Below are 25,834 nucleotides of genomic sequence, written 5' to 3'. Positions count from 1 at the left end.
TTTCTTCAATTTAGCTCCATGCATGATGAGGTGGCTGAACACCATTGAGGTAATAATTACCAACAATGTGATATTTCCAGCGAACGGGATCATGCAAGGTATGCGTACGAGCATTACGCCAGTGGCGGTCCAGATTAAGCTCAGACAAAGTAGAGCGTGTGCCCGATAATTCAAAAAGCTTATTCGCAGCTAAAATTGCAATTTCTGTGGTGAGTACTTTTGCTTCAGCAACCAGTAGCGTGGCTTGATTTACATGCTCTTCTGTCGTGTCTGCAATTGCTTGGTCAATTGCATCTCCCGCCAGATCTAATACAGCTTCTGCTGCGCGCAGTTTAATTTTTAGGTCGCCAATATTTGAAATCGTATATGGATCATCGCTCGCTTTTTCTAGACCAGAATCAATCCACGCCCGACTATGGTTTTTGACATAGTGAATCGTTTCTTCAATCGCACCTCGTGCAATACCAGCATCGACCGCAGCCTGTATAAATTGAGAAATTGCACCCGCTGGCGTTGGTCGTTCAAATGCTTGGTAAATCGGAACTAAATATTCTTCACGCACTGGAACCTGATTAAGCTCAACAGTGCCACTAGCGGTGGTACGTTGTCCAAAGCCAGACCAATCATTAATAATATTGACGCCAGATGTCTCTCGTGGCACAAGTGCTGCATAAGGTTGCCCTTGTTCATTTACTGCAACAATTGGAATCCAGTGAGCAAGCAATGCTCCGGTTGCAAAGAATTTCTTGCCATTAATTTCATAGCCATGTTCTGTCTTTGTGAGCGTGGTGGTGAGGTCTGCAACTGTTTTACTGTGCTTTTCCGAAAAGGCATTTCCCAAACGAATTCCTCTTAACACTAAATTAAAGAAAAATAGTTGTTGTTCTGGCCCTGCATCAAGTCGTAAATGTTCAATAAAAGCCAAGTGATTTTGAGGAAGCTGTGCAAGAGATGGGTCAACACTCGCAATTGTTTTGATTACCTCAGCCAAGGTTCGATATTTGACTTGCGCACCACCAAATTGCTTGGGAACCGTAATAGCCCATAAACCACTTTGTGAGAACTGTTGGATTTCATTGAGCGGCAAACGGCGCTCGCGATCTCGATCAGATGCCTCATGTGCAAACGCTTGGGCAAGTTGCTTTGCAATCTGAATTGCCTCTTCATCAGAGCGAATAATATGGGCATCTTTAGATTGCTCAAATACTGACAAAGGAACCGCTTGAGATCGTCCATGGGCCGAATTTAAACTTGTCATAGCTTTTGTTATCTCTATTTTTATTTAACATGACATTCACCTTAGCACCAAAAAAACATCGCCCTTATAGATATTAAAGCTTTGTTTATGAAATGTATTTTCAAAAGCTTTTCATATTTTTTACTATAAAAATAACATTTTGTTTTTCGAAAATTTTCTTACATGAGATAAACAATTTCGTATAGGCTTTTTAAGCTTTGTCACCTATGATCAAAACTAAGCAATATTATGTTGTAGTCAATGAGGTATCGAAGATATGGCAAAGAATGCAAGTTCACCTGGCAAAAGATTTATGAAACTTGCAGGAATGACCGCGAGCATTGCAACAAAAACCGTTTCTAATTCGATCCGAAACTTTAATGCAGATGAAGATCAGAAACTGGCTGCGAAAACTAAATTATTTCAAGATATTGGTTTGCAAATTGCCGACACCTTGGGAGAAATGAAAGGTGCAGTCATGAAAGTCGGTCAAATTGCGTCGCAATATAAAGATATCTTCCCCCCAGAAGTTGCTAAAGCAATTTCAAAGCTACAACGCCAAGCACCTGCAATGCCTTTTGCTGCCATTCAACAACAAGTTGAACGCGAGCTTGGAAAGCCACTTAATGTTGCCTTTAAATCCTTTGATAGCGAACCCTTTGCTGCCGCATCGATTGGCCAAGTACACAAAGCTGTGCTGCCTAGCGGTGAACAAGTTGTAGTTAAAGTTCAATATCCGGGTGTTGATGAAGCCTGCGAAAGTGATTTAAAACAAGTCCGCTTAGCACTTCGTTTAATGGGCGTACTTAAAATTGATAAAAAGCTGCAAGATCAGCTTTTTGAAGAAATCCAAGATAGTCTATCAGCAGAGCTCAATTATGAAATTGAAGCTCAGAATCTTGAAGTTTTTAAAACTTTTCATAGCCAGTTAGATGACAAGATTATCATTCCAGCTGTTTATAAAGATTATTCTTCAAGACGTATTTTGACACTAAGTCTTGAACAAGGTGACAGTATTGAAACTGCGAGTTCTTGGCCTATCGAAACTCGAAATACCATTGGACGTCGTCTCATACGCGCTTTAGGTCAAGAAATGTTCTTTTTAAAACGTTTTCACTGTGACCCACATCCCGGTAATTTCGCTTTCCGCCAAGATGGTAGTGTCATTATTTATGACTATGGCAGTGTTAAAACACTTTCAAATGAAATTGTGCAAAACTTTAAACATCTGGTAAATGCAGCTCGCCATGAAGATATTGACCTGATTGAAACCGAATTACTTGAGCTACACTCCATTACCGAAAAAGGTAAATTCCCGAGTGATCTATATAAACTCTGGATTGAAGTTTTATTACGCCCGCTCACTACAACCTATGATTTTGCCGAAAATTCATCACATCATGATGGCATGTTACTTGTGAAAAAATCTTTGAAGTATTGGGATGTCTTTAAACCTTCACCAGATACACTTATGGTCAATAGAACGATTTCTGGGCACTACTGGAACCTGATTCACTTAAAAACACATGACAATCTAAACGATTTATTCAAAGAACTCGTTCCACCTTCAAACTAACTTTATTCAATGCAGGCTTAAATAGAATGCATTGACTTTATATATTGTTATGTTATAACATTTCTATATTCAAAAATAATTAGGAGATCTCTCATGCGTAAAGATATTCATCCTGCTTATCAACAAGTGTTATTTCATGACACCAATGCAGATGCGTACTTTGTAATTGGTAGTACGATTCAGACGAAACAAACTAAAGAATATCAAGGACAAGTCTATCCTTATGTAACGCTTGATATTTCAAGTGCATCACATCCTTTCTATACAGGCGAAATACGTCAAGCAAGTAACGAAGGTCGTGTTGCAAGCTTTAATAAACGCTTCGCTCGCTTTAATCGTAAGAGTTAATCTTACGTTAAGATTTGATCAATACACTTAAATCATTGGAAGCCTAAGACTCTCTCCTCCACTTAGGCTTCTTTTTTTATGTACATTTTTCCGATCTTTTTAAACTGTGTATAAAAGAAAACTTATCCACAACTTGTCTAAAAACTATTCTTATTTTCCCCACAACTCATCATTTTTTTGTATTCGCCAAGCTTTCAAAGCTGCTATTCGATGCTATGCTTAAGCCCTCATTTGATAGGAAGTTTAAGATAATGGCACAAGAGTTACTTGCCCAATTACAAGCAGGCACCGCAAAATTTTCAGACGTTTTAGCTCATATTGAAGCCCGCTACCAACATACTCCAACAGCTTTTCAAAATGGCGCACAGCATAATGCTGCTACTGAAAATCAAGGCAGTGCGAAAGTTTTCTCTTTTGCCAAGTTACAAGATTTAGATCAAGCACAAACTTTAAGTTTATTTGCAGAACACTATGCATCTGTATTGGCGACCCCTGAGGGAACGGATCATCAAAATATTCGCCAATTTATGCAAAATGGTTGGGATGGTGTGAAATTTGAAGGTCAGGCTTTAGCTGAAAAAGCTTAATCATTTTTTAGCACAGCCTCAAATTATGAGATTTTCTAAAGCCTGTTAATAGGCAATGCCTCACTTTTGAGGGCAAAAGTGACAAAACCCTTTGTTCGGCTGATGCTACATCCATGTAGCACAGCGAAACGACGGCATCCATGCCGCCTGTCACGATAGTAAATGACTAATTATTAATTAAACTATTTGATTAATCTCTTATATTAGATACTCGACAACGTCATTCGCAGCCTGCGTGGTTTCTATAAAAGATAGTTTTTGCAAGGCTTAAAATAAATGCCTACAGTGAACAGGTTCTGCGAATGAGAGATGCTTTTGGTTACTTTGGGCGAAACCAAAGTAACAGAATTAGCTACTCCGATTAGATAACTAAATGGTAAAACCCCGTCGCAAATACCTAAAAAATCATAACTGTATCTACTTAGCCAAAATCAATGCCCCGCCACCCAATAATAAGTCGCTAACCCCAAACATGTAAAAATTAATGACCCAATTAGATGAATGGAAATTCCCAACATTGCCATTCCTAATCTGCCACTTTGCAATAAAGTGACAATCTCAATCGAGAAGGTTGAAAAGGTGGTTAAAGCGCCACAAAAACCTGTAATCACAAAAAGTTTATAGTTCGGACTTAAATCACTGTGAGCAAAGTAGGCAATTGCAAAACCAATAATAAAGCCGCCCACCAAATTAACAGTAACTGTGCCAAGTGGAATTTGCGGATAAATCGGATTGAGTTTTAAGCCTAAAAACCAACGCAACCATGCCCCTAGAACTGAACCTAAAGCAATTGAAAGTAGAGAATAATACATAGCACCACCCCTTTAGACAGAGGCTAAAAGAGCAAAAAAGAATGAAGAAAAATGTGACATGGCGTACTCCAAAAATAAGCAAAGTACGCAATAACCTACGTACCCAGCGATATAAATACATGAGGGTAACGTAGGCATCATTAGCCAATACGGCGGTTTTTCAAGGGAAGAATGCCATCTCCCTATTTTGACTATATTAGTCCATCTAAAATTTGATTGAAATATACTTTTTTAAATCATGGACGTTCAGCATATTGTGGTAAATCATCGTGAATACATTCCCACTCTGCTTTTGAAGCAGCAAAAATATGCATAATAGGTTTTTGGTTTAATGAGGTATCGAGTGTCCCTATTCTTAAACGATATAGCTCAGGCTGGGCATCACGCGAGCTAATAAGTGGTGAACCACATTCACTACAGAACCAACGATATACGCCTTCCACAGCGAATTTTTTGACTAAGTCTTCACCTTGGGTGATTTTAAAATCAGCACTTTTAACAGGAGCATTCGTGGCAAATGCTGTTCCATTGGCTTTTCGGCATCGTTGACAATGACACTGAATAATATCTCCGATATCGCCTTTAATTTCATAGCGAATGCCTTGGCACAAACAACTTCCCTGATAGACTGGTGATACTTGAGACATGTTCTCGTAGTTCCTATTATTATTGATTGCTCAAAAATAACACTTTTCACATATCAAACATAGCGCCAAATTAGTTCTTATTTTTCTAAGAATGAATGTACACCTTCACCAGCCGCTCGCCCTGTCGCAAAGCATGCTGTAAGCAAATATCCGCCCGTAGGAGCATCCCAATCCAGCATTTCACCACAGCAAAACACACCTGAGGTTTGTTTCAGCTCTAAGCTTTCATTTAATGCATCTTGCTTAACACCACCAGCGCAGCTGATTGCTTCTTCGATGGGTCTAAAGCCCTCTAACTTGATTTGAAGTGCTTTAATTTGCTGAGCCATAGTCTCTGGTTGGCTCCATAACGCTTTATCAACGACTTCTCTAATTAAGTTAATCTTGGCTGTTTCTAATCCTGCTTTACGCCAGATATTGGTGAGCGATTGTTTTTTAACACCCTGCAATTTTTTAACTAACATCGACATTTCTACATCAGGCAACAAATCTAAAAATAGATTTAAACTTTGCCCCTGTTTTTGTTGTTCTCGCAAGGCACGCCCCAGTTTATAAATAACCCCACTTTCTAAACCATAGTGAGTAATCACAATATCACCATGTGTAATTTGGCTAGGATCAACCCATGCATGAACGCGTTTTAAAGGCTCACCAAAACAGCTTTCCATAAAAGCCGACCAAGTGTGAAGTACACCTGCATTGCTAGGTTGAAAAGGTTCAATATTGGATTGATCTATCCATTGCTGCCAAGCTCCATCGCTACCTAACTTAGACCAGGACACAGCTCCACATGCCAACACTACCGCATCATATTGCTGGGTAAATGTCTCGATACTTTGATTACTCTGTTTTTCCAAAGTCAGGGTTGTACCTTTTAAATTAATACAACGATGCCGATAAAAGAATTTAACCTGTTGCTCTGCCAAATGTTTTAACCAAGCACGTAGCAAAGGCGCTGCTTTCATTTCGACAGGAAAAATACGACCAGAGCTGCCAACATACGACTCAATTCCTAGACTTTTCATCCAGTTTTGAATCCAGAGTGCATCCCACTTTTCAATCCATGGTTTTAGCCATTCGGAATGGTCGTAACGATCAATAAACTGTGCCAATGGTTCGGCATGTGAAATATTTAAACCAGTTTTTCCTGCCATAAGAAACTTACGCGCAGCAGATGGCTTTTGTTCATAGACATCAATGTCATAAGCATATTGGCTCAGCACTTCAGCTGCCATTAAACCAGCCGGACCTGCACCAATAATGGCAACCCGCTTATTCGCCATCCACTTGCCCTTGTAATGGTGCAAACTCATCAAAACGAGTGGTATAGCCTTCAGGTTTAGTGATGACGAACTGCTGACAAAGCTCGCCACGTTCTAAATATTTAATTTCAAAATGAGTACGCGCGGACGTTGGAGCAATTTTTTCTTTTTGATAAGGCAGCTTCCATACATGAATTAACTGCTGTTCTGCTTCTTCGATATATTCAGGAATATTACTTGCCAACGTAATGGTTCCACCTGTTTTCAGGCGTGAGATTAAGAACTCAAAAAATGGCATATTCAACCAGCGCTGTGCCGGATTATGTGGCTCTGGATTTGGATAGAGAATAAAGAAATGTTCAACTTGAGCAGGGTGTAAAGCATGTACAACCCAAGGCAAAGCATCCGCATGTACAGGTACCAAATTATCTCTTGGTTCCAAACCATGCTGTTTTTGCATTGCCAAGAATTTTTCTCGGGTTCGTTCAATTGCATACAACGTGTGCTGTGGCTGTTGCCCACTAAAAAGCAAAGCATGTTTGCCCTTGCCCGCTCCAATTTCTACACAAATCGGGGTATTTTCAATTGGAGTAAAATCGCGAGGCGCTTGCATACGTTGTGCTTGAAATTGACGAATCGGCATAATCACATCAAACTAAATAAAATCGGCATAAGTCTAACAAGTCACCTGACTTTTGCCTAATCTATTTCTCTTCACTTTGAGGATATCGCTTTATGCCACGTACATTCCCCTGCCCACGTTGTGGTGAACCAAGTGTTTGGGAAGATAATGAATTTCGTCCGTTTTGCTCTGAACGTTGTAAATTAATTGATTTAGGGGCGTGGGCAAATGATGAGTATAAATTGCCTACCCAAGATGCTCCTCAGCAAAACAAGGGTAGTCAAAATGAAGATGATTATGAGGATTAACCTGCTTTACCAGCTACAAACGGGTTAAATTTTTTTTCATAGCCAATGGTACTCATCGGACCATGTCCAGAAATAAATTGAGTATCATCTGGCAAACTAAAACATTCACGTTTAATCGATTCAATCAATTGATCGTGGTTTCCACGCGGGAAGTCTGTTCGTCCAATCGAACCTTTAAACAGAACATCACCCGTCCAAAGTAAACCATGGTTTTTATTATAAAAAACAACATGCCCTGGTGTATGACCCGGTGCAAAGCGTACTTCAAACTCATCTTCACCCAGTTTTAGCACCTCACCGCCTTCAAGCCATTGATCGACGTTAACGGGCTGTGGAATTGGGAAGCCATAACGCGCTGATACTTCCTGAATCATGTCTAACCAAAACTGATCTTCTTTATGTGGACCAATAACTGGAACATTCCATTCTTTGGCAAGCTCACCCACCGCTCCAGCATGGTCTAAGTGCCCATGAGTCAGCCAAAGGGCCTTCACTTTTAGACCTAATGCTTCTACTTCTTTTTTCAAAACAGCAGCATCACCGCCTGCATCAATCAAAACTGCTTCTTTGGTTTCACTGTCCCAAACAAGGGAACAGTTTTGGGCAAATGCAGTAACTGGAACAATTTTGACTTGAAGCATAAAAACCTCTGGCTAAAACACAATTAACGGTGGGCTAAGGTATAAGTAAGAGCATCAAGATTAGCCTGAACTAACCCTGCAAGCAAATCAATATGAGCCTGATCGCTATTTAGGGCAGGAATATAGGCGTAACTCCCGCCACCCGCCTGCTGAAATAACTCAGCATTTTGAATCGCTAATTCTTCAAGCGTTTCTAGACAATCGGCAGAAAAAGCAGGACTTAACACTTGAACAGACTTAACCCCTTGCTGTGCCCAATCTTGCAACAATTGGTCGGTATAAGGCTTGACCCACTCTTGTTTTCCAAAACGTGACTGGAAGCTAATCGCCCATTCATCATCTTTTAAATGTAAGGCTTCGGCCACCAATTTTGCAGTAATGCGGCAACGATCTGCATACGGGTCACCTTTGTCTGCATACGGCTGGGGAATACCATGAAATGACATCAACAGTTTTTCAGGTTTGCCATGCTGCTCTTGGTAAGCTAAAACGCTTTCTGCCAATGCCTGAATAAACATAGGATGCTGATAATAATCTTTGATAATCGTTAGGCCTGGCAGGTTCCGCTGGGCTGGAATCCATTTGGCAAATGCGTCGTACAACGGCGCTGTAGATGTTGCTGAATATTGGGGAAATAATGGCAATAAAATGACATGCTCTTGCGGATTAGCCGCCAATTTTTTTAGTACGTCATCAATCCCCGGATGACCATAAGTCATTGCGGGTAAAACGGTTAAATCAAACTGTTTATTTTCTCGCTCTAAATAAGCCTGCACACGTTTGGTTTGTTCAAACACAATTTCTCGCATTGGCGAATCTTTTGACCACACAGAGGCATAAGCATGCGCCACTCTTTTTGGGCGAAAAGGCAAAACAAACAGGTTTAAAATAATCCACCACACCAGTTTTGGTATTTCAATGACACGTGAATCTGATAAAAACTGTTTTAAAAAACGGCGCACTGCGGGAACAGTCGCCGCATCAGGTGTACCTAAATTCGCTAAAATGACAGTAACTTTCGGTTTTTGTTCAAACGACATGTGTAAATGCCTTTCAGTTCATCTTATGACACTAATGTAACAGTTTTCATTGTCATATATAAATTGAATCGCTCTAAGCTTTTAATCGAGTGCCCCGATGACTCCATTTATAGCTGAGTAGCAACTTTTGAGCTTTAGCAGTTACTTTCCATAAACGATATTGTTGTTCAGTTTGGGTTGGAACAATCCAGCCTTGGGATTGCATTTGCTTTTTAATCCGAAACAGTGCGGTCTGATTAATCTGCGCACAAGCCACAGCATGTGCCCTTGGTAATTCCTGACGGGCATCTTCTAAGCCAGCCTGATTTAAATATTCATTCAGACAAGTTCCAAAATTTTCTTCTGGCATTGCTGTTTCAAAGCACTTTGCCAGCACACTCAACAACTGAGACCAAGTCATTTGTCTCTGTCGTTTAAGCTCTTTAAAGTTGCCATCTTGAAATGCTTGAATCTGATATTCAAATGCAAAAATATCTTGCGGCGCAACTTCAGTTAATTGTGTTGAAGGCTCGGCTAGTCGCTGCTCTAACTGCGAAATTTTACTTTTTAATAGCTTAATTTCATCTACTAACTGATGAGCTTGATGAGCAGAAACCCAGCCATCTCCCCCATGTTGCTCCACCATTAAAGGCATATTTAAACGAATTGCCAACTCTAACTCACGTGGAGTTTTAAAGTAAAAAATATGCTTTGCTTCGTGTAATAACTTTTTTCTAAATGCGAGAAATTTATCTTTAAGTTGTTGATGTGTTTCTTGTAAATCTATTTCACGATTTTCAGGCTGTTCATGCATGAACACAATAATATGTTTCGCCTGACTTAATGCATATTCATATTCTAAAGACAAATAACTCACCCCAGAAATCGATTGTTCTCCATACTGACTTCCTAGAAGTAAGATTACATAATCACATTCATCAATCTGTCGACGTGCAAGTGTAGTGGTTAAAGGTGTTCGATGTTCTAATCCCCAAGCAAAGAAACCCATCCCCACCAAAGTTTGAGACAAAACCATTCGCTCTGGCTGCATATCGCGGCCAGATGTTGAAATAAAAATCTGATAGCGTGTATCGAGCATAACAATACCCTTTCGCCCCATAATCTCTATATGGCCTCAATAAGCCAAGATTATGAACCGCCCCAAATAAGAAAAATAAATATAAAAAATAATGTGTTCTGAATGATGACAAAAATGATCAGTTCAGGTTATGCAATGTCCAAGTTAGCTCTTGTGGAATCATATGTTGTAAAACAGGTTGTAATGCATCCGCATTATTACCACTGACATAACATTCAATACGTGCAACATTCTGACCTATTTGGTCACATAATAACTCATTTTTTATTAAAATACGGGCTGTTTGTCGTGCAACTGCGAAACCAGAATCAACCAATGTGAATTGGTTATCAAAAAGATGATGGATGGCTTCATTTAAGAATGGATAGTGTGTGCAACCCAGCACTAAATAATCAGCCCCTTGCTCAGCTGCGGGCTGTAAAGCGTCTTTCAATGCGGTTAAACATGCAAGACTCATTTGTTGTCCTGCTTCCACACAAGGGACAAGTTCGAGATTGGTTAAAGTCATTACTTTAACACCCGCCGGAACAGCAAACTTTTCAACAACATCTTTAATGAGTTGCCCACGAAAAGTAGCAGGTGTCGCCAATACCGCAACCACCTTAGAGCGTGTTTGTAATACTGCTGGTTTTAACGCAGGCACTAAACCCACTATAGGAAAATGTTCGCCATAACGTTCGCGCAAGTGATCAAGACTAAATGCCGAGGCCGTATTGCATGCTACAACCGCAATTTTACAACCCTGACGGTATAGCCAGTCAACCGCACGTGCTGTGAGCTCTCTAATTTCTTCATCAGAGCGTGGCCCATAAGGCACATAGGCTGTATCGGCATAATACACAATCCGCTCATTTGGCAAATATCTGGCAATTTCTGCTGCAACCGACATTCCACCAATTCCCGAATCAAAAATACCAATAGGGGCATCTGCTGATGCTTTAGGCATAGGGTTTAGCTCGGTAAATAGGGCTTGTATAGCGGTCATGGCAGTACTGAAGTGTCGAAAATTTCACTCTATAAAGCTTAAACCTCAAGTGCCTAATTGCAAGAGCAAATTACCACTTTTTAACTCTAAAACGGTTTCACCTTTATCATTTTCGATGAGTGTTCCATAGTTCACTAAATGATAGAAAGCTTGACGTTGAATAAGTGCATTAATTCCAAAACGCGCGTGCACATAAGGACGCAATTCCCCTGCATATTCACGCATAAAAATTGGATGTTCAGCATTGACCAGAATTACATCTTGATTCGTCGTAGTAAGTTGTAAAAACTGATCACCTGAAATTTCGACTTGATCTACCTGATTGACTAATAAAGGTTCATCTTCAACTTCGATTTCAATTTGTTCTACAGGGGTTTTCAGGTAGAATTTACCCTCTTCTTTCCATAGGACTTTGGTAAATAGATCCAATAGGGCTTGGCGCTTGATTAATTGACCTTCGTGCCACCATTCTCCATTGGCTTTAACCGTTAAATCCATTTTACCGCAATGCTTTGGATGCCATTGCTCTAAAGGTGGAATTGACCTTTTGTGACTTTGCTGTACATCTTTTAAGTATTGTGCAATGTTCATTAAGTTTTTATCATCAGATAACGGTATTTTTCCCATATCCGATGGGGAATTATTTTGATTTACCATAGTTTATGCCTTGCTGACGAGAAAATATGACGACTCAGCCAATTGGCTAGATCATGGTTTAAACCTATACTAGCCAAAACGATAAAAGGCACAATAGCATATTTGCGCCTATGGATTAAAACACTCACGGCAGCACCGAATTTTCTGAATATGACGGTTGCCACCTTTAAGTATTGAGGAGTCCTACATGGAACACATCGAACGTGAATCGATGGAGTTTGACGTTGTCATCGTAGGTGCAGGACCTGCAGGTCTATCTGCTGCGATTAAGATCCGTCAATTAGCGATTGAAAAAAACTTACCCGATCTGTCTGTTTGTGTAGTTGAAAAAGGCTCTGAAGTAGGTGCGCATATCTTGTCTGGTGCTGTGCTTGAGCCACGTGCCATCAATGAACTTTTCCCGAACTGGAAAGAAGAAGGCGCGCCTTTAAACGTACCAGTTACTGAAGACAAAACGTTCTTTTTACTTTCAGACACTACCTCAAAAGAAGCACCTCACTGGATGGTTCCTAAAACCATGCATAACGATGGTAACTATGTCATCTCTTTAGGTAACGTGGTTCGCTGGTTAGGCCAAAAAGCTGAAGAACTAGAAGTTTCTATCTTCCCTGGTTTTGCTGCATCTGAAGTGCTTTACCATGAAGACGGTACTGTAAAAGGTATTCAAACCGGTGACATGGGCATTGGTAAAGATGGCGAGCCAACACATAACTTTACTCCGGGCTATGAACTTCACGCTAAATACACCCTCTTTGCTGAAGGTTGCCGTGGTCACTTAGGCAAACGCCTGATTGCAAAATATAACCTCGATAAAAATGTTGATCCTCAGCACTACGGTATTGGGATTAAAGAGCTTTGGGAAATCGACCCAGCAAAACATAAACCAGGCTTAGTTATGCACGGCGCAGGCTGGCCATTGGCTGAAACAGCTTCTTCAGGCGGCTGGTGGTTATACCACGCTGAAAACAACCAAGTAACCTTGGGTATGATTGTGGACTTGTCTTATGAAAATCCACACATGTATCCATTTATGGAAATGCAGCGCTGGAAAACTCACCCACTGATTAAACAGTATTTAGAAGGTGGTAAACGTATTTCTTACGGCGCACGTGCTGTAGTGAAAGGCGGTTTCAACTCATTGCCTAAATTGACTTTCCCAGGCGGCTGCTTGATTGGTGATGACGCAGGTTTCTTAAACTTTGCAAAAATCAAAGGCTCACACACTGCCATGAAATCAGGCATGTTATGTGGTGAAGCTGTATTTGAAGCGATTGCTGCTGGTGTAGAAAAAGGCGGTGACCTTGCGATTGCGCGCGTTACTGAAGGTGAAGATTTATTCACTAAAGAATTAACTTCATACACTGACAAATTCAACAACAGCTGGTTAAAAGAAGAGCTTTATAACTCTCGTAACTTTGGCCCAGCAATGCATAAATTTGGTCAATGGATTGGTGGTGCATTTAACTTTATCGACCAAAACGTCTTTAAAGTACCATTCACCTTACATGACTTGAAGCAAGACTTCGCTGTATTGAAAACTGTTGATGCAACTAGCTTCAAGCCAAACTATCCAAAACCTGATGGCAAGCTTACATTTGACCGTTTATCTTCTGTGTTTATCTCAAATACTGTACATGAAGAAAACCAGCCAGCTCACTTGAAGCTTACTGATCCTTCAATTCCAGTGAACGTAAACTTACCGAAATGGGATGAGCCTGCACAGCGCTACTGCCCTGCTGGTGTTTACGAAATCATGGAAGATAATGATGGCTCTAAACGCTTCCAGATTAACGCAGCAAACTGTGTTCACTGTAAGACCTGTGATATTAAAGACCCATCTCAAAACATCACATGGGTAACGCCAGAAGGCGGCGGTGGTCCAAACTACCCTAATATGTAATAAAAAAAAGCCCCGATTATTCGGGGCTTTTTTATTGGAATTCGCTTATTGAAAAGGCGGTATTTTTGCTACGTTTAAATTGAGGTTCTTTTTATAGAAAATAAATGAGCCTAATAAAAACAGACCAAGAAAACCAAAGTTTCGTGCTAAATCGAAATACCAAACTGACTTACCAAACAATAAATCAAGAATTAACATGAACCCCATGAATCTTGTATGCAAAATCAGACTCATCTTTATTTTTGGTTCGGGAGCAAAATATGTATTTCTATAACCCAACAGAATTGACCCCAAAATAATAACAGTAACTAAAATAATGGTGGCAAGAGTTTCAGATAACCAAGGGGTTTCTAGATTTAATAAACCAGCAATACTGAAAAACCAAAGACAAATAAATAAGCTTCGTTTCACAAAATAATCATTCATTTTTATACGTCATTTATATACTTAATTTTATAAATTATATAACGATTCTTATTTGTAAAAAATTATCATTTCAAATAAAATTTTAATTATTAATGGCTTCTAATCGTCTTTATTAGAAGCCTTATTATTCTATTATCCTTTATCCTTTCTTCACCAAATAATGAAATTCTTTATGACCATTTTCATCTAAGCGTTCTTCTTGCAACAATAACTCATGACCTAAATGCATACAAAATTTAGGAATATCCCACGAAGTCGAATTGTCTGTTGCGAAAACCTCAACCACCTCTCCAGATTTAGATTTACGGATGGCTTGATGCAGCATCATGACAGGTTCCGGACAACGTAAACCACGCGTATTGAGTTGGACAGTAGGTGAAATAAGTTGTTCTGACATAACAAACTCGAACAAATAGAATTTTCACATTTTAGCATAAACAGATTACTGACCTGTTAACTGTAACTGGCTTTTACATAACAATATGCGTTTTGTCTTTTAGCTGGTTTTATAGATGCATAAGCATCTTTTCTTCGGTATGATTCAAAGTATTCATTTGATAGATTGAGTCTTTAGGAAAGATCATGCAAGAGGAACCAGGTCCGTCGTGGGGAATGCGCGGCTTACGAAAATGGTTAGGTACAGCACCAGAAACCCGTGATGAATTATTAAAATTAGTCCAGAATTCACGCCGCTTTTTAGAACCAGATACTGTTGCCATGCTTGAAGGTGTTCTTGACCTTCCCGCTACAAAAATTCGTGAAGTCATGACACCACGAACAGCAATGATCAGTTTGCAAGAAGATGATCAGTTACTTGATATTCTTGATGTACTGGTTGAGTCTGCTCACTCACGCTTTCCAGTCTTCTCTTCTGATCAGCCTGATAATGTTGTCGGGATTTTGCTCGCAAAAGATTTGTTGCCGTTTCTAACCGAACCGAATACTAAAGTCGATATTCGAGTTCTTATGCGTCAACCCTTATTTGTTCCAGAAAGTGCACGTTCCGATCAGGTACTACGCATGCTGAAACATACTCAGACTCACATTGCTATTGTGATTGATGAATATGGTTCAACAGCTGGTATTGTTACGCTTGAAGATATTCTTGAAGAGATCGTTGGCGAAATCGAAGACGAACATGACACTGCTGATGAAGATGCTCAGTACATTGTTCCTGACAATGACCATACGGTAGCAAATGCATGGATGGTGCAAGCACTTACACCAATTGAACATTTTAATACTGTTTTAGATGCTGATTTTTCTGACGATGAAGTAGAAACTGTCGGCGGTTTATTACTTCAAGAAATTGGTCTGGTAAGTGATTTACAAGGTCAAACTGTTGAGCTTGAAAATTGGTTATTTACAATTATTGAAGCAGATGCCCGCACCATTCATCTGATTCGAGCTGTACGTCAATGAGAGCATACTTTGAAAAGCTGTTAGATTCTTCGCAACAACAAAAACAGCTTCCTTTAATTTTTCCCTTACTCATTGCTTTATTTTCAGGTGTCGTATTCAGTTTTTCACTGGCACCTTATTATTGGTGGTGGTTGGCAATATTATCTCCAGCCCTACTCTATGCATCACTACATAAACGCTCACCCAAACAAGCATTTGCTATTGGCTGGAGCTATGGCTTTGGTTTGTGGTTTGTGGGAGCTTTTTGGCTCTACACTTCCATCCATGTATATGGCGATACCAATGCGTTTCTAAGTGTTTGTATGATTGCTGTTATGGCCCTTGTCATGGGTTTATTTACAGCATTTCAGACTTGGGTTTACCGACGTTTCTTCCCTGAAACGCCCCTTACTTTTGCACCACTCTGGATTGTTTTTGAGTGGGCAAAAACTTGGGTATTTACAGGTTTCCCATGGCTGTTTGTAGGCTACGCTTTTACCGAACGTTTACTCGATGGTTATGCACCTCTATTCGGTATTTATGCAATTTCCTTCGTTGTCATTGTATTAGCATGTACTTTAGTTGAAGTTTTGCGTAAGCGTATTTTCTGGGTTATCCCTTCTGCCCTATTAGTTTTGGGCGCGTGGGGAGCATCATATATCCAGTTTGTAAAACCTAAGACGGTTAAGCCACTTAGCGTTTCGCTCATTCAAGGTAACATTCCACAAGATTTAAAATGGTTGACTGAATATCAAGTCAGAACATTAGAAATTTATGCTGGTTTGACTCAATCTGAATGGGGCCGTGACTTAATTGTATGGCCTGAATCTTCAATTCCACTCTTCCAAACTGACATCGAACCATTTTTGGACGCAATGGATGCACAAGCTAAAAAGACCCATACGGCATGGGTAACCGGAATTCCTTATTGGGATGTTGAGAAATCACATCAAGCTGGTAGCCCATTGTACTACAACAGCATTATGGCTTCTGGCAGCGATGCAAGCGGTCTTTATAAAAAGCAGCGTCTTGTTCCGTTTGGTGAATATATTCCCTTATCGGGTTTACTCGCATGGGTATTACCAGCCATGCAAAATGATATTAGCATGAGCGGTTTTTCACGTGGTGAAAGCAACCAGAAACCACTCATGATTAAAGGGCACGCGCTTGCTGCTGCGATTTGTTATGAAGTGGCTTACCCGAACCTTACCCGACGCAATGCGGAAGACAGCGACTTCTTAGTCACTGTATCTAATGACGCTTGGTTTACGGGTACTGCTGGGCCTTGGCAACACTTACAAATGGTGCAAATGCGAGCGAAAGAAAATGGCCGCTGGTTTATTCGTGCAACCAACACAGGTGTAACAGCGTTTATTGATCAAAATGGTCATATCACTGAGCAAGCACCTATCGATAAAGAGTTTGTCTTGAGAGGCGATTTACCTGCCATGCAAGGCCAAACCCTTTATAACCGTCTAGGTGATTATCCAGTTTTAGGATTTGCGGTATTACTGTTAGTTTTAGGTTGGGTTTATCGTCCACGTAAAGTTGACGTTTCTTTTAAATCCCGTCGCTAACTTACAATAACTTTGTACCCAGAGGCACTTCAAACTCTGGGATACAAAGTGCCACATCGCCATCTGCATTGTGAAACCCTGTGACTAAACATTCGGACTGAATAGGTCCGATTTGTTTTTTAGGGAAATTCACCACAGCAACAACTAACTTACCAATTAAATCTTGTGGCTGATAAAGCTTAGTAATCTGCGCACTCGATTTACGGATCCCTAACTCTTCACCAAAATCTACATGCAAAATATAGGCAGGTTTACGCGCTTTTTCAAAAACCTCAGCTTCAATAATTTTACCCACGCGAAGCTCTACTTTTAAAAATCATTCCACTCGATTTGTTCCACTTTGTATTTCTCATATTCTTAAATTTTCAAATTAAAAATATATAATATTCAAAAATAAATTATTTATATTTAGTTTGAAAATTTCATGTTAAATTAAATCCGCTGATTAAAAAGCCGTAAACGTTTACGTCAATCAACGTTCCAACATACTTCTAACAATGCTTGGAGCTATTTGTTCAAAATATTTTTATATTTTGAACGGCACTGGCGTTTGTTGGTTTACGGAGTCAAAATGCAAAACCCAAAAACTTTATATAATTTTAAAAAGCTTCCAAGTCGCTATACAGCTATTGTTTTACCTTTTTTTCTATCCATCATTATGACTTTTGTAGTTTCCATGGTCAGTACTTTACGAAGTTTAGGATTAGAAGAATTTTCAATTTATGTCTGGATGTCTGCATGGGCAATTTCTTGGTTAATTGCTTTTCCAACACTACTTTTGGTATTACCTGTCGTCCGTAAAATCACGGCACTATTGGTACAGCCTGTTTAAACAAAAAAATAAAACGTAGATATTCAATCTACGTTTTATTTAAAAATTTGGTTTTAAATTATAATTAAAAAGCGATCGATAGCCGCAAAGATAAATATGCAACTAAACTCGATAAAAAAACCATCGGCACATACCGATAGGCTTTAAAAAGCAATTGCTCATATTTAGTGGATATTTGTTTAGCTTGCCAGACGCTCGCTTTTAATGCAGTAAAGAAGCTTACCATTAACCATGCACTCACAATACTTAATGCGAAGAAACCAATCATAATTTGGCTACTTCCCTCTGTATTAAGCCATAACTTTAATGAAACTTCAGCGATTGGCAATAGACCCAAAATCAATAGGACAGACTTGAGCATTACCCAATGAAACTGAGTCAGTTCATCTAATATGAGAAATGCTTTCATTTAATCTCTCCTTTTAATTTAATAAAGTGCTTTTTATTTATTATGCAAAGCTTTCTTTTAAATATATAGCTTATTTTCCTCTACACTTTAACTTTCTTGTAACTATTAAATATGGGAATAATTCTTATTATAAATCTCAAATATAGTTATTACTTTTTAATTTATGTTTTTCATGCAGTTAATATATTTTTTCGGATTAAGAAAGATTATCAATTCGCACTTATCAGTTTATATTTTTAACCGAATTGATAATCTCTATTATATTTTTAATTAAGGTTGATAATAGATATCTGCATTATTACCATCGCCACCTTCTTTACCATCTGCGCCAAATGAATATAAATCGAATGGGCGATCATCTTTTCCTGGAACCACATATTGAATATCATTTTTCCAACTGTCTTTCGGGTAACCACCTTTGACATATCCACCCGGCATCCAGTTTTTCGCTGTAGCAGGCTGATTAACTAAAGCATCTAGTCCACCTTCTTGCATTGTTGGGAAATGTCCGTTATCTAGCTTGTACTGATCTAAAGCACCTGCCACACCTTTTAATGTAATTTGGGTGGTATCAATTTTTGCTTTTTCACTACGCCCCATGACATTTGGTACGATTAATGCTGCTAACACGCCTAAAATTACAATTACGACCATGACTTCAATGAGGGTAAAGCCTGAGGCACGTTTCATTCGAGCACCGCTCGAACGTGCCGCAAGTCCGAAAGCTACGCTTGAGGAGCAATCATTTAATACAGAGCTATGCTCGGAATGGCATGTTGGCTCAAACTGATTTGAAACCGCAGATTCACTATGTTGTTCCATCGCTGTTTCGCTTTGAATATTTTTTACTTTCATCATTATCTCTAATATCAAAGTTATTAAATCATATTGTTCATATTTACGATTGGCAGCATAACCGCGATTACAATAACCAGTACAATGCTTGCCATTAAAACCAGCATAAGCGGTTCAAGTAATGCCAGTAAGGTTGAAATAAATGTTGTAACCTCACGGTCTTGCATGGTCGATGCTCGTTCTAACATGCGGTCGAGCTCACCTGATGCCTCACCACTTCGAATCATTTGTACCATCATTGGTGGGAAATAACCACTGCGCTCAAGCTGTGTGCCCAAGTTACCACCTTCTGTAACACGCTCAGCCGCATGGGCAATTGAATCACGTATGACCCAGTTACTGGTAACTGCAGCCCCAATTTTTAAGGCATCGACCAAAGGTACGCCGGAACGGGTCAAAATAGACAAGGTGCTGGCAAATCGTGCAGAATTTATACCACGTGACAGTTTACCGAATAATGGCAATTTGAGTGTTAATCGATCAAAAGCATAATGTCCAGCAGTGGTTTTTAAAAATCGTACGAATGCGACAACGCCCATAACTGCAAAAATAATAATAAACACCCAAGCATGCCGGATAAAATCACTGGCTTTCATTAAAACGACTGTAATCCACGGTAGAGCATCTTTGTTTTGGTCAAATGTTTTTACAATCTCTGGCACAACATAAGTCATTAGACCCATCACAATACCAAAAGACATCAGCATTAAAATGATCGGGTAAATCATGGCACCCTGAACTTTCTTTTGCATGGCAAAACGGTTCTCGGTGTAATCCGATAGCTGATCTAAAATCAGATCTAAATGCCCCGAACGCTCACCTGCGGCGACCGTTGCAACATAAAGGTCAGGAAACCGTCCAGACTGCTGCATGCCTTGTGCGAGTGAATGCCCTTCTAAAACACGAGAACGCACAGATAATAAAAGGTTTTGCACATGTGGTTTTTCACTTTGCCTGCTCACCGCACGTAAAGCTTCTTCTAGAGGAATTGCGGCTGCAACCAAAACAGAAAGTTGCCTAGTCATGAGCGCTAAATCATAAGCACTGAACTTTTTTTGGAATAACCCCTGATTCTGGTGTTTATCTTTTTGTTCAACAGGGTCAACGCTAATTGGTGTCCATGCTTTATCGCGTAATTGTTGGCGAATCTGGCGTGCTGAGTCTCCCTCAAGCACTCCTTTTTGCTGCTTCCCTGAAGCATCAATGGCAGTAAATTGATATGCAGGCATGGTAATGTTCTAATTTTCCAAAAATAATAGTCGCTGCTGTTGCATCTATGCTACGCAATCATTCATATTCGTTCTATAGCCTGTGTAGAATACCCAAGTCCTCTTCACGACGCTATGCCGTTTTTTAAAATTGACGAAATGAGCCTCTATGACCATAACGCCAAAGCCTGATTCAGTTGTTTATCGTGTGCGTATAGCCGTACCTGTGCATCTGTACGACACTTTTGACTATACACTCACCGAAGCACAATATGAACTGGCCCATGTAGGCTCACGCGTCGCCATTTCATTTGGACGCCAAAACCTGATTGGTATCATTACTGAAAAAGTAAATCCACATGAGCCGTTTACAGGTAAATTTCAGCTTAAAGCCATTTCTGAACTTTTAGATGACGAACCTATTTTAGATGAACAAGTTTTAAGTTTATTGACATGGTCTGCACAATATTACCAATTTCCAATTGGCGAGGTTATGCAAACTGCCCTTCCAGCCATACTGCGTCAGGGCAAACCGATGGACGTTTTGTTCCATCTCTGGAAAATCATTCCCTGTGACGATGTTGAAACTCTGCTTAAACGCTCGGTGAAGCAACAAGATGCTTATCAGATTTTAAAATTACATCCTTCGGGAACAACAGAAAATATTCTGAATTTAAGTGGTGTAGAAACTGCAACGCTTAAAGCACTTCAAAAGAAAGGATTGGTTGACTGCACGCTCGAACCACATGACTTTAGCCCAGCACCTGTTCAATTGGCACAAATGCCGCTCACGCTAAATGAAGACCAAAAGCAAGCGACTCAACATGTCATTAAAGCCCAGCATCAATACCAAGCATTTTTGCTAGATGGTTTAACAGGTAGCGGTAAAACTGAAGTTTATTTGCACATCATGCACGAGGTGCTAAAACAAGGTAAACAAGTACTGGTTTTAGTACCAGAAATTGGTTTAACCCCTCAAACTATTTCCCGTTTTAAGTCTCGTTTTAATTGTGATATTGCTTTATTGCACTCTGGCTTAAATGACTCCAAACGCTTACAAGCATGGCAACAAGCACAGACTGGAAAAGCATCTATTATTTTAGGGACACGCTCAGCCATCTATACGCCACTGCCACGTTTAGGTTTAATCATTTTAGATGAAGAGCACGATCTATCTTATAAACAACAAGAAGGTTTCCGTTACCATGCGCGTGATGTTGCGCTTTATCGAGGTCACTTACAGGGCTGCCCTGTTATTTTAGGTTCGGCAACACCGAGTATTGATAGTTATTACTTGGTCGAAACTGGTAAGTTAACAGCGCTTCAGCTCAACCAGCGTGCAGGCCATGCGCTTTTGCCAAAAATGCATTTGATTGACCTTAAAATTGTCAAAAAACAGCATGGAATTAGCCAGCCTCTTATTGAACAAATTAAACATACATTGGCTAGAAAAGAACAGGTTTTAATCTTTTTAAACCGTCGTGGCTATGCACCAGTACTGGTCTGTGAAAGCTGTGGATGGCAAGCAAACTGTCCGCATTGTGATGCACATTTTACTTTACACACTCAACCCTATTCCTATTTACATTGTCACCACTGCGGCACCATTCATCGCTTGCCAGATCATTGCCCCGAATGTCAGCAAAAGAGTTTAAAAACTTTAGGCGCAGGAACAGCTAAGGTTGAAGAACACTTACAAGAATTATTTCCAGATCATGAAGTGATTCGGGTTGATCGTGACAGTACGAGTCGTGTCGGGAGCTGGCAAAAAATCTATGACCGTATTCATCAAAATAAACCAACAATTTTACTCGGCACCCAAATGTTGGCAAAAGGTCACCATTTCCCACATGTGACCTTGGTTGCCATTTTAGATATTGATGCAGGTTTACTCAGCGTAGACATCCGTGCGCCAGAACGTACGGCGCAACTGATTGTACAAGTCGCTGGTCGTGCAGGCCGTGGTGAACACAAAGGCCATGTTTATTTACAAACATTAAGACCTGATCATCCATTACTCACCACTTTAATTGAAAAGGATTATCGCGCGGTTGCCAAACAAACATTGGCTGAACGTAAAGTTGCTTTGCTACCGCCTTATCGCTATGCAGTACTCATACGTGCAGAGTCGAAAGATCGCGACTATACTTTGCATTTTTTAAATGAAGCTGCTGAGCAACTTCGCCAAGTTGCAGGTGAGATTGTTGATATTTGGGGACCTATTCCAGCACCGATGGAACGTAAAGCGGGACGCTACCGTGCCCATATGGTGATTTTATCTGCTGACCGTGCTCGCCTACATTTTTACTTAAGACAATGGTGGTCTCAATTGGTTCATGCCCCAAGACAGCATCAACTCAGGCTATCAATTGATGTCGATCCGCAAGAATTTAATTAGATGATTTGAATATCATGGTGTGAAGACGTCTTTTTCGTTTTACACTTAAAAGAGACTAATACATTCGAGGCAATGGATGTCATTCCTACTGCAAGCAACTATCTTTCTTGGAGCTTCTCTGATTTTAGTCCCTCTTGGCAAACGCCTAGGGATTGCAACAGTTTTAGGTTATTTATTTACAGGGATACTTCTCGGTCCTAGTGTTTTAAATATTGCTCACGACCCTGAAGCAATTATGGAACTTGCCGAATTCGGTGTCATTTTATTGATGTTCCTGATTGGTTTAGAACTAAGACCACAACGGTTATGGGAAATGCGTGACTCCATTTTTGTAATGGGAAGTCTGCAAGTTCTTATTAGCGGTGGCGTTCTTATGCTGATCGTCCTCTTCCTATTTAAGCAGCAGCTTTCTGTAAGCTTTGTGATTGGTTTTGCGCTGGCACTATCTTCTACAGCCTTTGTATTACAACTTTTGACTGAGAAACAGCAACTCAACACGACCTATGGTCAGCAGTCTTTTTCAATTTTGCTCTTTCAAGATATAGCGGCGATTCCATTACTTGCAATCATTCCATTACTTGCAGGAACAGAATCAACCCATCATGGGGTCGCTTATTTTGCGGCTATTATCGCAACATTCACTGGCCTATTTCTGTTTAGTCGCTATGTGATGCGTCCGTTTTTCCGTTTTGTTGCCAAAAGTGGAGCAACTGAACTCATTACGGCGGTAGGATTATTTATTATTCTTGCTGTTGTTTTGCTTATGGATACTTTAGGAATTAGCACAACATTAGGCGCGTTCCTCACAGGTGTATTATTAGCAGATTCAGAATTTCGTCACGAAGTTGAAGCCAGTATTGCACCGTTTAAAGGCTTACTCCTTGGCTTATTCTTTATGACAGTGGGTATGACCACTCAACTGTCACTCCTCATTGAAATGCCGTTGCTTATTATTGGTGGAGCAATTGGCTTATTGCTCATCAAAACACTGATATTGACCGCAATTGCCCGCTATAAAAAATACAGTTGGAACAACAGCTTGTTATTAGGGACTTGTTTAGCTCAAGGTGGTGAATTTGCTTTTGTGATTTTGAGCCTTGCAAGAAGTGAGAAGATTTTAACCGAAGCTTTATTAGAACCTGTCACGCTTATTGTGACTTTGTCGATGGTACTCACACCAGTGATTTACTGGTTTATGGCACACAAGATCATTCCAATTTTTAATAAAGAACGTCCGCCTGAGTACGATGAAATTCCTCAGCAAGAAAACCCGATTATCATTGCTGGTTTTGGTCGTTTTGGACAAATTATTGCGCGTATTGCCCGTCTGCAACATCTTGGATTCACTGCAATTGATAACAATCTGCACCAAGTCGACTTTGTACGACGATACGGCGGTAAACTTTATTATGGTGATGTGACCCAACCAGATTTACTCCGCTCTGCGGGTATCGAAAAAGCCAAAGTATTTATTTTAGCGATTGATGATGTTGAAGATTCAATGAATGTGGCGCGTCATCTCAGATTAAATTATCCAAACTTAAGGATATTGGCTCGTGCTCGTGACCGTCACCATGTACATCTTTTAAGAGATGTAGGTGTTGAATACATTTGGCGTGAGACTTATTTATCATCATTAGGAATGGCTTATCGTGCTTTACGAGAACTCGGCATCTCTGATGAACAAGCCTATAACAATATCGAGATCTTTCGAGATTATGATGAGAAATTGCTCATACAACAGCAAAGTATTTATACTGATGAACAGAAGATCTTCGAAACTCATCGTAATGCTTTAGCCGAACTTGAGCACTTGTTTGAAAGTGATGCGCAGCAACAAGCCACTTCAAAACACGATGTGAATTTAAAGCGTCATTTACAACCAAATCGCATCGACATTACACGAGATCATCTAGAATAACTTGAGATTTCAAAAAATGGCTATATTAAGGACTTATTCACATTACCTAAATAATTGGACAATGGGCATCAACAAGCTGCCCCTGTCCGGCTTGCGGCTTCGCTGCATTTCCTGAGCTTGATTACAACGAAATAGTTATACTCTGCTTAGGGCCCTGGAGAATATTATGTCTGATTTACGCCAACGCTTTTATATTGAGAACTTTCCGGTTCGTGGGGAAGTAGTTCATCTAGAAGAGGCACTACAAACTATCTTAGCTCAACGTGACTATATGCCTGCGGTTAAAATTCTGTTAGGTGAAATGTTGAGTGCGACTGCATTACTTGCAAGTACACTAAAAATCAAAGGCCGTATCAGCTTGCAAATCCAGGCTAGCGGCACTTTTAAGTGGGCAATGGCTGAATGTAACCATTTAGGAGAAGTTCGTGCTCTAGCCGATTACGAAACAGATCCACGCTTTATTGAAGCAACAGACAGCAGCACAGTTCTCGGCGCTTTAGTTAACCCAGTTTTATTTATTAATATCGAACCGGAATTTGGCGAACGTTATCAAGGGATTGTGCCGCTTGACCAAGTAACCTTAGCGGGATGCTTGATGCAGTATTATGATTTGTCTGCGCAAATTCCAACTCGCATTGTGTTAGCGAGTACGACCAAACGCTCTGGTGGTTTACTCATTCAGCTTTTACCACGCCACAATGAAGAAGAGCAAAAATTAGTCGATGAAGATTTATGGCCACGCTTGACCATGTTGACTGAAACATTAAAAGCTGAAGAGCTTACCAATTTAGACGCCAACGAAATCTTATATCGTTTATATAACGAAGAAGAAGTTCGTTTACCAGAAATTGAAGCACTAAAATTTGGCTGTACATGTTCAAAAGAACGCTGTGCAAATGCGCTGATTCAAATTGGTGTAGATGCTGTTCATGAAACATTAGAAGAACAGAACCCTATTCGTATGGATTGTCAGTTCTGTAATACTCAATACACCTTTACTGCTGAAGAAGCTTTAGCATTATTTGGCGAACATTTGAGTTAATCGTTAAAATTTATAACAAGGCGGATATACCGCCTTTTTATTTCTCTGTACTTTTGATGATAGTT

At 40.0% G+C, this 25,834-nt stretch carries 26 protein-coding genes, 1 pseudogene and 1 riboswitch; of the genes and pseudogenes, 11 read left to right on the top strand and 16 right to left on the bottom strand.

The genetic code is table 11. The features are described 5' to 3' along the window. Nucleotides 1-10: 10 nt before the first annotated feature. Nucleotides 11-1,258, bottom strand: a complete 1,248-nt coding sequence (locus I5515_RS08230) for an SfnB family sulfur acquisition oxidoreductase (protein ID WP_199965689.1) — start codon at nt 1,256-1,258, stop codon at nt 11-13. A 256-nt stretch (nt 1,259-1,514) separates the two neighbouring features. Here I5515_RS08230 and I5515_RS08225 point away from each other — a divergent pair, with 256 nt between their 5' ends. The 3 genes from I5515_RS08225 (at nt 1,515) to I5515_RS08215 (ending at nt 3,748) form a co-directional block, all read left to right on the top strand. Then, the gene (locus tag I5515_RS08225; RefSeq protein ID WP_199965687.1) at nt 1,515-2,813 is read left to right on the top strand and encodes an ABC1 kinase family protein; all 1,299 of its coding nucleotides are present in this window, start codon (nt 1,515-1,517) and stop codon (nt 2,811-2,813) included. A 93-nt stretch (nt 2,814-2,906) separates the two neighbouring features. Beyond that, nucleotides 2,907-3,161, top strand: a complete 255-nt coding sequence (locus tag I5515_RS08220) for a type B 50S ribosomal protein L31 (RefSeq protein WP_199965684.1) — start codon at nt 2,907-2,909, stop codon at nt 3,159-3,161. A gap of 251 nt (nt 3,162-3,412) precedes the next feature. Next, nucleotides 3,413-3,748, top strand: coding sequence for a HopJ type III effector protein (locus I5515_RS08215; protein WP_198496467.1), 336 nt, complete (start codon nt 3,413-3,415; stop codon nt 3,746-3,748). Nucleotides 3,749-4,179: 431 nt separating this feature from the next. On the opposite strand, the gene crcB is transcribed toward I5515_RS08215, so the two are convergent. The 4 genes from crcB to I5515_RS08195 all read right to left on the bottom strand — a co-directional run bounded on the left by crcB (nt 4,180) and on the right by I5515_RS08195 (nt 7,118). Beyond that, nucleotides 4,180-4,560 carry a fluoride efflux transporter CrcB gene (gene crcB / locus I5515_RS08210; RefSeq protein WP_199965682.1) on the bottom strand — a complete coding sequence of 127 codons (381 nt, stop codon included), beginning with the start codon at nt 4,558-4,560 and terminating at the stop codon, nt 4,180-4,182. Between the two features lie 124 nt (nt 4,561-4,684). Next, a riboswitch (Fluoride riboswitch) is annotated at nt 4,685-4,751 on the bottom strand. A 45-nt stretch (nt 4,752-4,796) separates the two neighbouring features. After that, a complete protein-coding gene (locus tag I5515_RS08205; protein WP_199965680.1) occupies nt 4,797-5,207 on the bottom strand; it encodes a GFA family protein in 411 nt (136 codons plus the stop codon). A 77-nt stretch (nt 5,208-5,284) separates the two neighbouring features. Beyond that, nucleotides 5,285-6,490: a TIGR03862 family flavoprotein gene (locus I5515_RS08200; RefSeq protein ID WP_199965678.1), complete on the bottom strand. Its 1,206-nt coding sequence runs from the start codon at nt 6,488-6,490 to the stop codon at nt 5,285-5,287. Further along, on the bottom strand, nt 6,480-7,118 hold the full coding sequence (locus tag I5515_RS08195; RefSeq protein WP_199965676.1) for an SAM-dependent methyltransferase: 639 nt from the start codon (nt 7,116-7,118) through the stop codon (nt 6,480-6,482). Before I5515_RS08195 ends, I5515_RS08200 begins: the two co-directional genes overlap by 11 nt. An 86-nt stretch (nt 7,119-7,204) precedes the next feature. Between I5515_RS08195 and I5515_RS08190 the strand changes: the two genes are divergently transcribed. Further along, on the top strand, nt 7,205-7,399 hold the full coding sequence (locus I5515_RS08190; protein WP_199965674.1) for a DNA gyrase inhibitor YacG: 195 nt from the start codon (nt 7,205-7,207) through the stop codon (nt 7,397-7,399). On the opposite strand, the gene I5515_RS08185 is transcribed toward I5515_RS08190, so the two are convergent. The 5 genes from I5515_RS08185 to I5515_RS08165 form a co-directional block, all read right to left on the bottom strand. Continuing rightward, on the bottom strand, nt 7,396-8,040 hold the full coding sequence (locus tag I5515_RS08185; RefSeq protein WP_199965672.1) for an MBL fold metallo-hydrolase: 645 nt from the start codon (nt 8,038-8,040) through the stop codon (nt 7,396-7,398). The two genes, I5515_RS08190 and I5515_RS08185, sit on opposite strands and share 4 nt — an antisense overlap. A gap of 23 nt (nt 8,041-8,063) precedes the next feature. Beyond that, nucleotides 8,064-9,080 carry a ferrochelatase gene (gene hemH / locus I5515_RS08180; RefSeq protein WP_199965670.1) on the bottom strand — a complete coding sequence of 339 codons (1,017 nt, stop codon included), beginning with the start codon at nt 9,078-9,080 and terminating at the stop codon, nt 8,064-8,066. Between the two features lie 73 nt (nt 9,081-9,153). Next, nucleotides 9,154-10,158, bottom strand: a complete 1,005-nt coding sequence (locus I5515_RS08175; protein ID WP_199965668.1) for a DUF4062 domain-containing protein — start codon at nt 10,156-10,158, stop codon at nt 9,154-9,156. A gap of 118 nt (nt 10,159-10,276) precedes the next feature. Then, nucleotides 10,277-11,143, bottom strand: a complete 867-nt coding sequence (gene murI / locus I5515_RS08170; protein WP_199965666.1) for a glutamate racemase — start codon at nt 11,141-11,143, stop codon at nt 10,277-10,279. 45 nt (nt 11,144-11,188) lie between these two features. Further along, a complete protein-coding gene (locus tag I5515_RS08165) occupies nt 11,189-11,800 on the bottom strand; it encodes a DUF1285 domain-containing protein (RefSeq protein ID WP_199965664.1) in 612 nt (203 codons plus the stop codon). Nucleotides 11,801-11,987: 187 nt separating this feature from the next. Here I5515_RS08165 and I5515_RS08160 point away from each other — a divergent pair, with 187 nt between their 5' ends. Next, a complete protein-coding gene (locus I5515_RS08160) occupies nt 11,988-13,700 on the top strand; it encodes an electron transfer flavoprotein-ubiquinone oxidoreductase (protein WP_199965662.1) in 1,713 nt (570 codons plus the stop codon). A 45-nt stretch (nt 13,701-13,745) separates the two neighbouring features. Here I5515_RS08160 and I5515_RS08155 read toward each other — a convergent pair whose 3' ends face one another. Both I5515_RS08155 and tusA read right to left on the bottom strand, forming a co-directional pair. Then, a complete protein-coding gene (locus I5515_RS08155; protein WP_199965660.1) occupies nt 13,746-14,126 on the bottom strand; it encodes a hypothetical protein in 381 nt (126 codons plus the stop codon). A 139-nt stretch (nt 14,127-14,265) separates the two neighbouring features. Further along, complete coding sequence (gene tusA / locus I5515_RS08150) at nt 14,266-14,523, bottom strand: sulfurtransferase TusA (protein ID WP_199965658.1); 258 nt, start codon at nt 14,521-14,523, stop codon at nt 14,266-14,268. Nucleotides 14,524-14,708: 185 nt separating this feature from the next. On the opposite strand from tusA, the gene I5515_RS08145 reads away from it, so the two are divergent. Both I5515_RS08145 and lnt read left to right on the top strand, forming a co-directional pair. Beyond that, nucleotides 14,709-15,548: an HlyC/CorC family transporter gene (locus I5515_RS08145; RefSeq protein ID WP_199965656.1), complete on the top strand. Its 840-nt coding sequence runs from the start codon at nt 14,709-14,711 to the stop codon at nt 15,546-15,548. Further along, nucleotides 15,545-17,104: an apolipoprotein N-acyltransferase gene (gene lnt, locus I5515_RS08140; RefSeq protein ID WP_199965654.1), complete on the top strand. Its 1,560-nt coding sequence runs from the start codon at nt 15,545-15,547 to the stop codon at nt 17,102-17,104. The genes I5515_RS08145 and lnt overlap by 4 nt, the downstream gene beginning before the upstream one ends. Nucleotide 17,105: 1 nt before the next feature. Here lnt and I5515_RS08135 read toward each other — a convergent pair. Then, nucleotides 17,106-17,443 (bottom strand): annotated as a pseudogene (locus I5515_RS08135) (tRNA-binding protein). A gap of 232 nt (nt 17,444-17,675) precedes the next feature. On the opposite strand from I5515_RS08135, the gene I5515_RS08130 reads away from it, so the two are divergent. Next, on the top strand, nt 17,676-17,936 hold the full coding sequence (locus tag I5515_RS08130) for a DUF2798 domain-containing protein (protein WP_199965651.1): 261 nt from the start codon (nt 17,676-17,678) through the stop codon (nt 17,934-17,936). A 64-nt stretch (nt 17,937-18,000) separates the two neighbouring features. Here the strand turns inward: I5515_RS08130 and I5515_RS08125 are convergent, their stop codons facing one another. The 3 genes from I5515_RS08125 to gspF all read right to left on the bottom strand — a co-directional run bounded on the left by I5515_RS08125 (nt 18,001) and on the right by gspF (nt 20,429). Next, nucleotides 18,001-18,345: a hypothetical protein gene (locus I5515_RS08125; protein ID WP_199965649.1), complete on the bottom strand. Its 345-nt coding sequence runs from the start codon at nt 18,343-18,345 to the stop codon at nt 18,001-18,003. A gap of 270 nt (nt 18,346-18,615) precedes the next feature. Then, nucleotides 18,616-19,200: a type II secretion system major pseudopilin GspG gene (gene gspG, locus I5515_RS08120; protein ID WP_199965647.1), complete on the bottom strand. Its 585-nt coding sequence runs from the start codon at nt 19,198-19,200 to the stop codon at nt 18,616-18,618. Between the two features lie 23 nt (nt 19,201-19,223). Then, on the bottom strand, nt 19,224-20,429 hold the full coding sequence (gene gspF, locus I5515_RS08115; protein WP_199965644.1) for a type II secretion system inner membrane protein GspF: 1,206 nt from the start codon (nt 20,427-20,429) through the stop codon (nt 19,224-19,226). A gap of 148 nt (nt 20,430-20,577) precedes the next feature. Here gspF and I5515_RS08110 point away from each other — a divergent pair, with 148 nt between their 5' ends. From I5515_RS08110 to hslO, 3 genes are all read left to right on the top strand, one after another. Beyond that, complete coding sequence (locus I5515_RS08110) at nt 20,578-22,806, top strand: primosomal protein N' (protein WP_199965642.1); 2,229 nt, start codon at nt 20,578-20,580, stop codon at nt 22,804-22,806. A 76-nt stretch (nt 22,807-22,882) separates the two neighbouring features. Further along, a complete protein-coding gene (locus tag I5515_RS08105; RefSeq protein WP_199965640.1) occupies nt 22,883-24,727 on the top strand; it encodes a monovalent cation:proton antiporter-2 (CPA2) family protein in 1,845 nt (614 codons plus the stop codon). A gap of 166 nt (nt 24,728-24,893) precedes the next feature. Further along, nucleotides 24,894-25,769, top strand: coding sequence for an Hsp33 family molecular chaperone HslO (gene hslO, locus I5515_RS08100; protein ID WP_199965638.1), 876 nt, complete (start codon nt 24,894-24,896; stop codon nt 25,767-25,769). The last annotated feature ends 65 nt before the right edge of the window (nt 25,770-25,834 follow it).

Source organism: Acinetobacter calcoaceticus (assembly GCF_016508255.1).
Classification (GTDB): domain Bacteria; phylum Pseudomonadota; class Gammaproteobacteria; order Pseudomonadales; family Moraxellaceae; genus Acinetobacter; species Acinetobacter calcoaceticus_E.
Note: the sequence above shows the minus strand (reverse complement) of the source record. Positions and strands in the feature narration are given on the sequence as shown.